Raw genomic sequence first — 13566 nt, 5'->3', positions numbered from 1 at the left:
GCAGCTGATGTCGTCGATTAAGGAGGTGATCCAGCCGCAGGTTCCCCTACGGCTACCTTGTTACGACTTCACCCCAGTCATGAATCACACCGTGGTAACCGTCCTCCCGAAGGTTAGACTAGCTACTTCTGGTGCAACCCACTCCCATGGTGTGACGGGCGGTGTGTACAAGGCCCGGGAACGTATTCACCGCGACATTCTGATTCGCGATTACTAGCGATTCCGACTTCACGCAGTCGAGTTGCAGACTGCGATCCGGACTACGATCGGTTTTGTGGGATTAGCTCCACCTCGCGGCTTGGCAACCCTCTGTACCGACCATTGTAGCACGTGTGTAGCCCAGGCCGTAAGGGCCATGATGACTTGACGTCATCCCCACCTTCCTCCGGTTTGTCACCGGCAGTCTCCTTAGAGTGCCCACCATAACGTGCTGGTAACTAAGGACAAGGGTTGCGCTCGTTACGGGACTTAACCCAACATCTCACGACACGAGCTGACGACAGCCATGCAGCACCTGTCTCAATGTTCCCGAAGGCACCAATCCATCTCTGGAAAGTTCATTGGATGTCAAGGCCTGGTAAGGTTCTTCGCGTTGCTTCGAATTAAACCACATGCTCCACCGCTTGTGCGGGCCCCCGTCAATTCATTTGAGTTTTAACCTTGCGGCCGTACTCCCCAGGCGGTCAACTTAATGCGTTAGCTGCGCCACTAAGAGCTCAAGGCTCCCAACGGCTAGTTGACATCGTTTACGGCGTGGACTACCAGGGTATCTAATCCTGTTTGCTCCCCACGCTTTCGCACCTCAGTGTCAGTGTTGGTCCAGGTGGTCGCCTTCGCCACTGGTGTTCCTTCCTATATCTACGCATTTCACCGCTACACAGGAAATTCCACCACCCTCTACCACACTCTAGTCAGTCAGTTTTGAATGCAGTTCCCAGGTTGAGCCCGGGGATTTCACATCCAACTTAACAAACCACCTACGCGCGCTTTACGCCCAGTAATTCCGATTAACGCTTGCACCCTCTGTATTACCGCGGCTGCTGGCACAGAGTTAGCCGGTGCTTATTCTGTCGGTAACGTCAAAACAATCACGTATTAGGTAACTGCCCTTCCTCCCAACTTAAAGTGCTTTACAATCCGAAGACCTTCTTCACACACGCGGCATGGCTGGATCAGGCTTTCGCCCATTGTCCAATATTCCCCACTGCTGCCTCCCGTAGGAGTCTGGACCGTGTCTCAGTTCCAGTGTGACTGATCATCCTCTCAGACCAGTTACGGATCGTCGCCTTGGTGAGCCATTACCTCACCAACTAGCTAATCCGACCTAGGCTCATCTGATAGCGCAAGGCCCGAAGGTCCCCTGCTTTCTCCCGTAGGACGTATGCGGTATTAGCGTCCGTTTCCGAACGTTATCCCCCACTACCAGGCAGATTCCTAGGCTTTACTCACCCGTCCGCCGCTCTCAAGAGAAGCAAGCTTCTCTCTACCGCTCGACTTGCATGTGTTAGGCCTGCCGCCAGCGTTCAATCTGAGCCATGATCAAACTCTTCAGTTCAAACATCTTTGGGTTTTTAAGAAACCCTAAACTTGGCTCAGCAATCGTTGGTTATTCTTTGATTTCTCGCGGAGTAACTTGTGATGCTGATAATCTTGTTGACTATCAGTCTGACTCCACAAGCACCCACACGAATTGCTTGATTCAGTTGTTAAAGAGCGGTTGGTTAAGATCTTTCGTCTCAACCGAGGCGCGCATTCTACAGCAGCCTCATTTGCTGTCAAGCAGTTATTTTCAGAAGCTTTCGAAGATTTCTTCAACAACTTCAACCACTTGCGCTTGCGATCTCTCGTAAGCTGGAGGCGAATTCTACAGCGTTACACGCTGCTGTCAACACCTCTTTTTCAACTTCCTTTTGGCTTCGATGAACTGAAGCGACTTGCTGTCGAAACCTACTTAACTCGTTGTTTACCAAGGAGTTTTCCGTTTCGACTGCGCCGGAAGTGGGGCGAATTATAGGCGCACAGAATCTGCCGTCAAGGGCTAATTACAGTTTTGTTGCAGAAGACGGTTTTTTAGCAATAAGGCGGGGGATTCGGCGCATCACCGGTGGCACCCGCAATAGAAGAAGCAGCGCACCAATGGACGCGTAGACAGCCCACTCCTTCAAATCAGCCCGAACTATCCAGAGCATATGCAGCAAACCAAGTCCGAGAATCACATAGACCAAACGGTGCAGTTTCTTCCAGCGGCTCCCCAACCGTCGCTGACTGTAACGATTGGAGGTCGCAGCCAAAACCAGCAAGCCCACAAACCCCAACGTGCCGACAATGATGTACGGGCGCTTACGCAATTCCACGCCCAACTGCGACCAGTCAAGCCCGAGGACAAACACGCAATAGGCTGCCAAATGCAGCGTCACATAGGCAAAGCACCACAACCCCAATTGCCGGCGTACCGCAATCCACCCCGCCCAACCGCTCAGTTTCTGAAGCGGAGTCATGCCAAGCGTGATCAGCAACAGAATCAAGGTGCCCAAGCCGAGGCGATCCACCAGCACCTTCCCAGGGTCGGGCCCGAGGGCAAAACTCCAGGCTTCATATAGCCAGAACAACGGCCATACCGCGACCGCTATAAAAACGCCAATGCGCCAGAGCGGATAGCGCATCAATAGTTCTTCCGCAGGTCGAGGCCCGTATATAAAGAGGCGACCTCATCGGAGTAGCCATTGAACATCTGGGTCTCGCGCACGTTCGGGCTGAAAAGACCGCTCGGCAAACGACGTTCCCGCGCCTGGGTCCAGCGCGGATGGTCAACCGTCGGGTTCACGTTCGCATAGAAGCCATACTCATCGGCGGCAATACTCTGCCAGGTCGTTTTCGGCTGCTCGCTGACAAGGCTGATGCGCACAATCGACTTCACACTCTTGAAGCCGTATTTCCATGGCACGACCAACCGCAACGGTGCACCGTTCTGGTTAGGCAGCTCTCGCCCATACATACCAACGGCAAGGATCGCCAATGGATTCATCGCCTCGTCCAGGCGCAGCCCTTCTATATAAGGCCAGTCGATCAAGCCGAAACTGGAGCGCTGACCCGGCATGCTCTTCGGATCCTGCAGCGTTTCAAAGCGGATGAACTTCGCTTTGGAGGTGGGCTCAACCTGCTTGAGCAAGGCGGAAATGGGGAAGCCGATCCAGGGAATAACCATCGACCACGCCTCAACGCACCGCAGACGATAGATGCGCTCTTCCAACTGGTAAGGCTTCATGAAGTCTTCAAGTGCGTAGCGCCCAGGCTTGGCCACCTCACCATCAATCACAACGCTCCACGGTTCGGTCTTGAGTGAACCGGCATTTGCCGCCGGGTCGCCCTTGTCCGTGCCAAATTCATAGAAGTTGTTGTAGTGGGTTGCGTCCTTGAACGGCGTGATGGCCTCGTCCTTGACGGTCACTGCCTGCCACTTGGTGCCGGGGAGCTTTTGCGCAAACCAGTCAGGCGCCCTGCCCGGCTCGACGTCGGCATAGCGTGCGGCCTCCTCTGCACTGGCCAAACGAGGCAAGCTGCTGGCGGCAATACCGGCGAGCGCGCCACCGAGCAAGCTGCGGCGAGAGAGATAGAAGGATTCAGGGGTGACATCCGATTCGTGGCAATCGGACGCTTTGGGCAATTTGATTAACATGGCAACTCCGCAGCATTGGAGGACAGGTGCACCAATAGACTGCGGAGTATGGGGGAAATTACATTAAGGCAATGTTTTGTCCCGACGAAGATGCAGCAGGTACTGGACCGGCCCAGAAGCGGCGTAGACCAGGAAGGCCAACAATAGAATGCGCGGCGGATCGCTGAACACCACCGCAAACACCAGCACCACAACAAGAATCGCTACGAAAGGCACACGGCCCTTGAGGTCCAGCTCCTTGAAGCTGTTGTACTTGATGTTGCTGACCATCAACATGCCGGCCGCAGCAACCATCAGCGCTACCAGGAACGACATCTTCGAACCCTGAATGCCGTAATCACTGAACGCCCAGACGATACCCGCCACCACGCCCGCGGCAGCAGGACTGGCCAGGCCAATGAAGTAACGCTTGTCGGCAGTGCCTACCTGAGTGTTGAAGCGCGCAAGACGCAACGCCGCACCTGCAACATAGATGAAGGCAACCATCCAGCCGACCTTGCCCATATCACCCAGCGCCCAGGCAAACGCCAGCAACGCAGGGGCAACACCGAAGGCGACCATGTCCGACAAAGAGTCGTACTCGGCACCGAAGGCGCTTTGGGTATTGGTCATGCGCGCCACACGACCATCCAGGCCATCAAGCACCATGGCGACGAAAATGGCGATGGCAGCAAAACCGAAGTACTTGCTGGCACTCACGGCATCACCTGCCGCCAACGCGCTCTGGGCGCTCATCGAGTTGATGATGGAATAAAAGCCGGCAAACAGGTTCGCCGTCGTAAACAGGTTGGGCAGCAGATAGATGCCACGATGCCGGACCTTGCGGCCTTCCGCGTCATGCCCTTCTTCGACATGTTCATCGATCGGCAGCATGCTTTCGGCGTCGGAAGCCTGGTTTGGCTCTTCGGGACGTTCGCTCATGGACTTTACCTTGCAACGGTGTGAAAAAAATTCGACAGATACTTGCGGCGAGTGTTCGCCCGCAAACGATGCAGCTTTATACCAGAACCCGCTTACCCAAACGAAAAAACGCGGCCTAAGCCGCGTTTTCCCTTGATACGTACGACTTAGTTCTTGGCTTTGTCGACGATCTTGTTGGCACCGATCCACGGCATCATGGAGCGCAGTTGCTCGCCGATGACTTCGATACCGTGGGCGGCGTTGTTACGACGCTTGGCGGTCATCGAAGGGTAGCCGGTGGCGCCTTCGCTGATGAACATTTTGGCGTATTCGCCGTCCTGAATACGTTTCAGGGCGTTGCGCATGGCCTGACGGGATTCGGCGTTGATCACTTCCGGGCCGGTCACGTACTCGCCGTATTCGGCGTTGTTGGAGATCGAGTAGTTCATGTTGGCGATACCGCCTTCGTACATGAGGTCAACGATCAGCTTAAGTTCGTGCAGGCATTCGAAGTAGGCCATTTCCGGCGCGTAGCCCGCTTCAACCAGGGTTTCGAAACCGGCTTTCACCAGTTCAACGGTACCGCCACACAGTACGGCTTGTTCGCCGAACAGGTCGGTTTCGGTCTCGTCCTTGAAAGTGGTTTCGATGATGCCGGTACGACCGCCGCCAACACCGGCCGCGTAGGACAGCGCAACGTTCTTGGCGTTGCCCGAAGCATCCTGGTAGATCGCGATCAGGTCAGGAATACCGCCGCCCTTGACGAACTCGGAACGTACGGTGTGGCCTGGAGCCTTTGGCGCGATCATGATCACGTCGAGGTCAGCGCGCGGCACAACCTGGTTGTAGTGGATCGCGAAGCCGTGGGAGAAGGCCAGGGTGGCGCCCTTCTTGATGTTCGGCTCGATTTCATTCTTGTACAGCGCGGACTGGAATTCGTCCGGGGTCAGGATCATGACCAGGTCGGCGGCCGCAACAGCGGAAGCCACGTCAGTCACTTTCAGGCCATGGGCTTCAGCCTTGGCAACGGTAGCCGAGCCTTTGCGCAGGCCAACGGTCACGTCAACGCCGGAATCTTTCAGGTTGCACGCTTGAGCATGGCCCTGGGAGCCGTAACCGATGATGGCGACTTTCTTGCCCTGGATGATCGACAGGTCACAATCTTTATCGTAATAAACTTTCATGAGGTTCCTCTATATATCCAGGCCGTAAGGCCATTCGCTAATTGGGTTAGATGCTGAGTACTTTGTCGCCACGGGCAATCCCGGTGACACCACTGCGTACGGTTTCCAGAATCGAGGCCGTCCCGATCGACTGGATGAAGCTGTCCAGCTTGTCGCTTGTACCGGTCAGTTGAACGGTATAAACGCTGGCGCTCACATCGACGATCTGCCCGCGATAAATATCGGTAGTGCGCTTGATCTCGGCACGCTGGGCGCCCGTGGCCTTGACCTTGACCAACATCAACTCGCGCTCGATGTGGGCACTTTCCGACAGGTCGACCAGCTTGACCACTTCGATCAGCTTGTTGAGGTTCTTGGTGATCTGTTCGATCACCTCATCGTGTCCCACGGTGGTCAACGTCAGGCGCGACAGGGTCGGGTCTTCGGTTGGGGCCACGGTCAGGCTTTCGATGTTGTAGTTGCGTTGCGAAAACAGGCCGACAACACGGGACAGAGCGCCGGGTTCGTTCTCCAGAAGCAGGGAGATAATGTGCCGCATGATTAAGTACGCTCCGTCTTGTTCAGCCACATGTCGCGCATAGAGCCGTCTTTGATCTGCATCGGGTAGACGTGCTCGCTGGTATCCACCTGAATATCGATGAACACCAGGCGGTCCTTCATGGCGAACGCCTCTTCCATCTTCGGCTTCAGATCTTTCAAATCGGTGATGCGCATGCCGACGTGGCCATAGGCTTCAACCAATTTGACGAAATCGGGCAACGATTCCATGTAGGAATGGGAATGACGGCTGCCGTAGCTCATGTCCTGCCACTGACGAACCATGCCCAGCACGCCGTTGTTCAGGCAGACGATCTTCACGGGAAGACCGTACTGCAGGCATGTCGACAGTTCCTGGATGTTCATCTGGATACTGCCTTCACCGGTGACACAGGCAACGTCAGCCTCCGGAAAGCTCAGTTTCACACCCATGGCCGCAGGGAAACCGAAGCCCATCGTGCCCAGGCCACCGGAGTTGATCCAACGGTTAGGCTTGTCGAATGTGTAGTACTGCGCGGCGAACATCTGGTGCTGGCCCACGTCGGAGGTCACAAAGGCATCGCCCTTGGTCACTTCGCACAGGGTCTCGATCACGGTTTGAGGCTTGATGATGCTGCCGTCGCCCTTGTCGTAAGGGAACAGGCCGCGGTCGCCGCGCCATTCGTCGATCTGCTTCCACCAGCTGGCAACGGACTCCTTGTTCGGCGTTTCACCGATGTCCTTGAGCGCAGCGACCATTTCAGTCAAGACACTTTCAACAGGACCCACGATCGGCACGTCCGCCTTGATCGTCTTGGAAATGGACGCCGGGTCGATGTCGATATGGATGATCTTGGCATTCGGGCAAAACTTGCTCGCGCCGTTGATCACGCGGTCATCGAAACGTGCGCCCACGGCCAAGATCACATCGGCGTGGTGCATGGTCAGGTTGGCGGTGTAGCTGCCGTGCATGCCGAGCATGCCGACGAACTGACGGTCCGAACCCGGGAATGCGCCGAGGCCCATCAAGGTATTGGTCACCGGCAGGTTAAGCAGCTTGGCCAATTCGGTCAGCGGTGCGGAACCGCCCCCCAGAATCACGCCACCACCGGAGTACAGCACCGGGCGCTTGGCCGCCAGGAGCATTTCGGCAGCCTTGCGGATTTGCCCCGAGTGCCCGCGCACAGCCGGGCTGTAGGAGCGCAGCTTGGCTTTCTTCGGGAAGATGTATTCGAATTTCTCGGCCGGGTTGGTCATGTCCTTGGGAATATCCACCACGACAGGACCCGGGCGACCGGATTGTGCGAGGTAGAACGCCTTTTTCATGACTTCCGGAATTTCCGACGCGTGCTTGATCATGAAACTGTGTTTCACGATCGGCCGGGAGATACCGATCATGTCGGTTTCCTGGAACGCGTCGGTGCCGACCATGGTGCTGGCGACCTGGCCGGAAATGATCACCATCGGAATGGAGTCCATATAGGCAGTCGCGATGCCCGTTATGGCATTGGTTGCGCCCGGGCCGGACGTTACCAGTACCACGCCGGCTTTACCGGTGGCACGGGCGTAGCCGTCAGCCATATGGGTCGCGGCCTGTTCGTGGCGAACCAGGATGTGGGTAACAGCCGGTTCCTTGAACAGTGCGTCGTAGACATGCAGCAGAGCACCACCCGGGTACCCGTAGATATAGTCGACGCCTTCGTCACGCAAAAAGCGGACGAGCATCTCACCGCCAGATAAAAGCTCCACGTTGTTCACCTCTAAAACGCCAGAATACCGTCCGTTGAAAACCGACGGGTCTTAATAGGTTTACTTCTCAACAGAGCATGAGCGACGGTGGTCGCCGACTACGTCAGCACTGACTGAGCAAGTATTGGGATCGTCCCAAGTGTTGCGGGCTTTTCCCACCCAGCGCGAGGTAACGCGTTGCGGGTGTTACAGGTCGGCGCGGATGTGCGCCTCATGATCTGCTGAGCGGGCCTGCTTCTGGCAGTCCCGATACAGCGGACTTTGGATTCTTCTGTTTCAGGCCCTTCAAGTCAAGCAATAATTGCGCTTTTTTCCAACTAAGCGCATGAGAACGTAGGAGAAAGGGCTTTGAGGAGGGATAAAACTCGCCTGAATGTCGTCAAGCGGTAGAAATATGCGCAAGACTGCCGGAAAAACCGGCAGTCAGGCAATTAACGAGCGTCAGCGATCAATTGGTCGAACTTTTTCAGCGCATTGCGCAAGCCAAGGCTCTCCCGAGGACGGTCGGCGTAGACCATCTCGGCCATCTCCAGAATCCCGGAAGCATTGGGCAAAGGCAGGTCCTGTTCGAGGATCTGCTTCATACGGACCAGGAAAATCCATTGCAGCCACTGGTGGAAATCCAATGTATCGACCGAAAACGGCTCGACGCTGCCGAGCGCTTCGGCGCTGGGGGACACCTCGTCCCACCAGCCCTGCACGCGCAGCTCTCGCTCGATCAGCAACAACTGTTCGGCAATCGCCGGAAAACGTTCATCCATCAGAGGTTGACCTTGGCTTTCGCCCGAGCCTGGGCAGCGCCGGCGGCGTCACCCTGGGCGGCACGCGCGTCGCCGATCAACGCCCACAGGCTGGCTTGCAGGTCCGGACGACCGTTGGCCATGCTCAAACCACGGCGAGCGAACTGCTCGGCTTGCGGTGCATCACCCTGGGCCATGCGTACCTGGGCCAGGCGATAGAGCACTTGCGGTTCGCGAGGCGCAACGCGCTGGGCACGCTCCAGGCTCGACGAAGCGCCATTGAGGTCGCCACCGGCCTGTTGTTGCTGGGCGGTGGTGAGCAGCGCTAATACCGGGCCATCCAGTTGCTCGTCAGCGGACAGGCCGCCCGCACTGGATGACGAAGGAATGCCGCTCGGCGTCGACGGCATGTTGTACGTGCCTTGGTTGACCGGCGCGGTCTGGATCGGCGTGGCATCGACCGGACCCGAAGTGCTTGGCCCCGGGGTCCAGGGTTCGGCGCTGATCGGGGCTGCGGTAGCAGCACCACTGCCAGGCACCATCACCACCACGCCCGAGTCCTGCGGCATTGCCTGCGGCTTGGCCTGTGCCGGACGGTTGGTCACGGTTTGACGAAACCCGCCCTTGGCCGAAATCCGCTCGCTATTGGAGACGCCCGTACTCGCGTCCACCACTGGAATAGAGCCGCGTTGCACGCTGGAGCAACCGCCGAGCAAAGCCAGAACTGTAATCGCTGGAATCCACAACTTGTTCACTTGAAACCCTCTTTGCTTAATTCATCCAGCCCTTGACCCAATCCATCACCGACTCCGCATCAGCCGGGGCACTGCCCCCGCAGGCGGCACCGGGTGGTGGCTCGCTGCCGCGAATATACGGCATCTGCACCGCCCCCGGGCAGTTGGCGTCGGAACCCTGACCTGTGTGCGGATCAATCCAGGCCTGCACGATATTGTCAGGCTGCGGCATGTTGAGCGGCAACGGGTCAGCTTTACGCATGAAGCTGGTCCAGACCTGCAGCGCACCGGTCGCACCGGTGAACGGCGTCTTGCCATTGTCGTCACGGCCCAGCCACACCACGGCCAGTACGTCCTGGCCGAAACCTGCGAACCAACTGTCGCGCGAGTCGTTACTGGTGCCGGTCTTGCCCGCCAGCGTCAGGTTCGACGGCAGCACGCTGTAGACCGAGCGCCCGGTACCTTCACGCATCACGCGTTGCATGGCGTTCTGGATCAGGTAGATGGAGCCCGCGTCGAAACGCTGCTGGATCTGGAACGGGTAGCGCTTGAGCGGCTCGCCCTCGGCGGTCAGCACACTGCGAATACCGCGCATCGGGGTATTGAATCCACCGTTGGCCAGGGTCTGGTACATGGTGGCCACTTCCATCGGACTCATGGCTGCCGCCCCCAGCAGCATTGACGGGAACGCCGGGAACTCGCGTTCAATGCCCAATCGCGCCAGCGTCTTCAGCACATTCGGCACACCGACTTCGAGCCCCAGGCGCGACGTCGAGATATTGTAGGAATGCGCCAGCCCCTGGTACAGAAACACGGTGCCGTGCGAGCGGCGGTCGAAGTTCTTCGGCGTCCACACTTGACCATCGGCGCCTTTGATCGACAGCGGATCGTCCGACAGCCAACTGGTGAGGGTGTACTTGCTCGGCTTTTCCAGGGCGGTCAGGTAAACCGCCGGCTTGACCAGCGAACCGATCGGGCGCACGGCATCCAGGGCACGGTTGAAACCGGCGAAACTGGCCTGGCGGCTGCCGATCATGGCCTGGACTTCACCGGTTTCCGGGTTGGTCACGACCATGGCGGCCTCGACTTCATCAGAGCCCTTACGGCCGGTCAGGCGTTTGAAGGTGTCATTGACCGACGCCTCGGCCTTCATCTGCAGAATAGGGTCAAAGCTGGTGAAGATGCGCAGGCCTTCTTCGGTCAAGTCTTCGTCGCGGTAGTCTTCGCGCAACTGACGTTTGACCAGGTCGATAAAGCCGGGGAACGAGCTGTCCGCCAGCTTGCCGCGGGTGGTGACGCCCAGCGGCATTTTCTTCGCGGCGGCGACCTGTTCGGCAGTGGCAACGCCCTGCTGTTCCAGAACATCGAGCACCAGGTTACGGCGCTCAAGCGCACGCTCCGGGTTGCGCCGCGGGTTGTAATAGGACGGCCCCTTCACCATCCCCACCAGCAAGGCAACCTGATGCAACTTCAATTCGGACAGCGGCTGCCCGAAGAAAAACTGGCTGGCCAGGCCGAAACCATGCACCGCGCGCTGACCATCCTGGCCGACGAAGACCTCGTTGAGGTACGCCTCGAGGATTTCCTGCTTGCTGTAATGCAACTCCAGAAGCATGGCCATCATGGCTTCGGTGAGTTTGCGCGTCAGGCTGCGCTCGTTGGTCAGGTAGAAGTTCTTCACCAACTGCTGGGTGAGCGTACTGCCGCCCTGGGTCATCCTGCCGCCGGAGGTATTGACCCAAACCGCGCGGGCAATCGACTTCGGCGAAACGCCCCAGTGACTATAGAAGTCGCGGTCTTCGACAGCGACCAGGGTTTCCAGCAGATACGGAGGCGCCTGATCGAGCTTGATCAGGATGCGGTCTTCAAGGTTCTTCGGGTAGATGCCGCCAATCATCAGCGGTTCAAGACGCACCACCGGCAGCTTGGCGCCGTTGAGCGACGACAGCTCGGCCACGTAATCGCCGGAAAAGCGCACGCGTACCGGCTGGGCTTTTTCCAGGCCTTCGTAGAACTGGAAGCCACGGGTGTTCAGGTCGACGGTATTGCCGCTGACCGCCGCCGCGCCCGGGCCGTTGCTCACGGGCTCGCGTCGATAGCCCAGCGCATCGAGTTCGGTGAGAAAGTCGTCCTTGCTCAGTTTCTGGCCGGCGAACAATTCCAGCGGGCGTGCATACACCTTGGCCGGGATGGTCCAGCGCTTGCCGGAGAACTTCTCCTGGACCACGGCATCGAGATACACCGCAACGCCGGCGAGCGCCACAAGGCCAACCAGGCCGAGCTTGAGCGCCCAGCCCAGCCACGGGCGCAGGCTGCGCGAAGGAGGTTTTTTACGGGAACGGGGAGATCGGGTTCGAGTCATGGCGGCGGATTATACGCACTTTATTGATGATCAACATGAGCCGGACAGCGGTTTGCACGACCGCCCGTAGCGGCCATAATGCCTGCCATGATTTCTCCCAGACTTTGAAGGATCGCCCGTGAGCCAGTCCCTGATCGCAGCCCTGCAAAACCCGGCGTTGTACCCGCATCCGGTGGAAGCATTTCACGTTATTGAAACCCATATTTCCTGGGTAATCCTGACCGGTCCTTACGCTTATAAATTGAAGAAACCGATGAACTTCGGGTTCCTGGACTTCACCGATCTGGAAAAACGCGGCCACTTCTGCAACGAAGAACTGCGCCTCAACCAGCGCCTGACCGAAGATTTGTATCTTGAAGTGTTGTCAATTACCGGCACTGCCGACGCACCGCAACTGGCTGGCGACGGCCCGGTCATCGAATACGCGCTGAAAATGCGCCAGTTCCCGCAGAGCCAGATGCTGAGCACCTTGCAAGCCAACGGCGAACTCACCAGCGCGCACATTGACGAAATGGCCAGGCAGATTGCGCACTTCCACATCAACGCCCCCAAAGTCCCACAGGGACACCCCGCCGGCACCCCGGATGAAGTGATGGCACCGGTACGCCAGAACTTCGAACAGATCCGCCCATTCCTCAGTGACAAGGCCGACCTGACTCAACTGGAAGCCCTGCAAGCCTGGGCCGAAAGCAGCTTCGAACGCCTCAAGCCGCTGCTGCAACAGCGCAAGCTCAATGGATTCACCCGCGAATGCCATGGTGACATTCACCTGGGCAACGCCACGCTGATCGACGGCCATGTGGTGATCTTCGACTGCATCGAGTTCAACGAGCCGTTCCGCTTTACCGACGTGTACGCCGACACCGCGTTCCTGGCGATGGACCTGGAAGACCGTGGCCTCAAATGCCTGGCGCGACGATTCATCAGCCAGTACCTGGAGCTGACCGGCGATTATCAGGGCCTGGAGCTGCTCAATTTCTACAAGGCGTATCGCGCCCTGGTCCGGGCCAAAGTTGCGCTGTTCAGCATGCCGAGCGAAGCCGACCCGGTACAACGCGCCACCACCCTGCGCCAGTACCGCAACTACGCCAATCTGGCTGAAAGCTACAGCACGATTCCCTCGCGCTTCCTGGCAATCACCCATGGTGTTTCGGCCGTGGGCAAAAGCCATGTCGCCCTGCGCCTGGTCGAGGCATTAGGCGCTGTTCGCCTGCGCTCGGACGTGGAGCGCAAGCGCCTGTTTGGCGAGCAGCCTGTGGAAAATACACCGCAGGCCGGCATCTATAACCATGACGCCAGTGCTGCAACGTACACGCGGCTGAACGAAATTGCCGACACCGTGCTTCGCGCCGGTTTCCCGGTGGTGCTGGATGCCACCTTCCTCAAACGCGAACAACGCGACGCGGCGGCCCGGGTTGCCGAAGCCACCGGGGCTCCGTTCCTGATTCTGGATTGCAATGCGCCCCAGGCCGTCATCGCCAGTTGGCTGGCACAACGTCAGGCAGATAAAAACGATCCGTCCGACGCAACGTTGGTGGTTATCGAACAGCAGCAAGCCAATCGCGACCCGCTGACAGCGCAGGAGCTGCTGTTGAGCAAGCGCGTCGAGACCAATGAAAGCGGGACCCTCGATGCGTTGGTTGCGCATATTCGTCAGCGCTTGCCCGGCCTGTAAGAAATATTTCTTGGTCGTGTCGCCACGTTG

The 13566-nt window shown here is 58.0% G+C and carries 10 protein-coding genes and 1 rRNA gene; 1 reads left to right on the top strand and 10 read right to left on the bottom strand.

The window, feature by feature from the left end; translation table 11 throughout:
- Window positions 1-18 precede the first annotated feature (18 nt).
- The 10 genes from BFP93_RS04945 to mrcB all read right to left on the bottom strand — a co-directional run bounded on the left by BFP93_RS04945 (window position 19) and on the right by mrcB (window position 11861).
- Window positions 19-1555 (bottom strand): 16S ribosomal RNA (locus BFP93_RS04945).
- A 487-nt stretch (window positions 1556-2042) separates the two neighbouring features.
- On the bottom strand, window positions 2043-2663 hold the full coding sequence (gene msrQ, locus BFP93_RS04940; protein ID WP_065892294.1) for a protein-methionine-sulfoxide reductase heme-binding subunit MsrQ: 621 nt from the start codon (window positions 2661-2663) through the stop codon (window positions 2043-2045).
- Complete coding sequence (msrP, locus tag BFP93_RS04935; protein ID WP_065892293.1) at window positions 2663-3676, bottom strand: protein-methionine-sulfoxide reductase catalytic subunit MsrP; 1014 nt, start codon at window positions 3674-3676, stop codon at window positions 2663-2665. The genes msrQ and msrP overlap by 1 nt, the downstream gene beginning before the upstream one ends.
- 63 nt (window positions 3677-3739) lie before the next feature.
- The gene (gene pssA / locus BFP93_RS04930; protein WP_065883999.1) at window positions 3740-4597 is read right to left on the bottom strand and encodes a CDP-diacylglycerol--serine O-phosphatidyltransferase; all 858 of its coding nucleotides are present in this window, start codon (window positions 4595-4597) and stop codon (window positions 3740-3742) included.
- A gap of 146 nt (window positions 4598-4743) precedes the next feature.
- A complete protein-coding gene (gene ilvC, locus BFP93_RS04925; RefSeq protein ID WP_003176099.1) occupies window positions 4744-5760 on the bottom strand; it encodes a ketol-acid reductoisomerase in 1017 nt (338 codons plus the stop codon).
- Window positions 5761-5806: 46 nt separating this feature from the next.
- The gene (gene ilvN, locus BFP93_RS04920) at window positions 5807-6298 is read right to left on the bottom strand and encodes an acetolactate synthase small subunit (protein ID WP_003176102.1); all 492 of its coding nucleotides are present in this window, start codon (window positions 6296-6298) and stop codon (window positions 5807-5809) included.
- Window positions 6299-6300: 2 nt separating this feature from the next.
- Window positions 6301-8025: an acetolactate synthase 3 large subunit gene (locus BFP93_RS04915; RefSeq protein ID WP_065884006.1), complete on the bottom strand. Its 1725-nt coding sequence runs from the start codon at window positions 8023-8025 to the stop codon at window positions 6301-6303.
- Between the two features lie 431 nt (window positions 8026-8456).
- Window positions 8457-8786, bottom strand: a complete 330-nt coding sequence (locus BFP93_RS04910; protein WP_065892292.1) for a YqcC family protein — start codon at window positions 8784-8786, stop codon at window positions 8457-8459.
- A complete protein-coding gene (locus BFP93_RS04905; protein WP_065883995.1) occupies window positions 8786-9520 on the bottom strand; it encodes a tetratricopeptide repeat protein in 735 nt (244 codons plus the stop codon). Before BFP93_RS04905 ends, BFP93_RS04910 begins: the two co-directional genes overlap by 1 nt.
- Window positions 9521-9536: 16 nt before the next feature.
- Window positions 9537-11861 (bottom strand): penicillin-binding protein 1B, encoded by a 2325-nt coding sequence (gene mrcB / locus BFP93_RS04900; protein ID WP_065892291.1) that lies wholly within the window; start codon window positions 11859-11861, stop codon window positions 9537-9539.
- A gap of 118 nt (window positions 11862-11979) precedes the next feature.
- Here mrcB and BFP93_RS04895 point away from each other — a divergent pair, with 118 nt between their 5' ends.
- Complete coding sequence (locus BFP93_RS04895; RefSeq protein ID WP_065892290.1) at window positions 11980-13536, top strand: bifunctional aminoglycoside phosphotransferase/ATP-binding protein; 1557 nt, start codon at window positions 11980-11982, stop codon at window positions 13534-13536.
- Window positions 13537-13566 lie beyond the last annotated feature (30 nt).

Source organism: Pseudomonas sp. 44 R 15 (genome assembly GCF_900004965.1).
GTDB lineage: Bacteria > Pseudomonadota > Gammaproteobacteria > Pseudomonadales > Pseudomonadaceae > Aquipseudomonas > Aquipseudomonas orientalis_A.
This window is presented reverse-complemented; position numbering and strand designations above follow the sequence as displayed.

Coding starts and splice junctions, on each gene's coding strand:
- ilvN (WP_003176102.1), bottom strand. CDS start 6,298: ATGCGGCACATTATCTCCCTGCTTCTGGAGAACGAACCCGGCGCTCTG.
- mrcB (WP_065892291.1), bottom strand. CDS start 11,861: ATGACTCGAACCCGATCTCCCCGTTCCCGTAAAAAACCTCCTTCGCGC.
- pssA (WP_065883999.1), bottom strand. CDS start 4,597: ATGAGCGAACGTCCCGAAGAGCCAAACCAGGCTTCCGACGCCGAAAGC.
- msrP (WP_065892293.1), bottom strand. CDS start 3,676: ATGTTAATCAAATTGCCCAAAGCGTCCGATTGCCACGAATCGGATGTC.
- ilvC (WP_003176099.1), bottom strand. CDS start 5,760: ATGAAAGTTTATTACGATAAAGATTGTGACCTGTCGATCATCCAGGGC.
- BFP93_RS04910 (WP_065892292.1), bottom strand. CDS start 8,786: ATGGATGAACGTTTTCCGGCGATTGCCGAACAGTTGTTGCTGATCGAG.
- msrQ (WP_065892294.1), bottom strand. CDS start 2,663: ATGCGCTATCCGCTCTGGCGCATTGGCGTTTTTATAGCGGTCGCGGTA.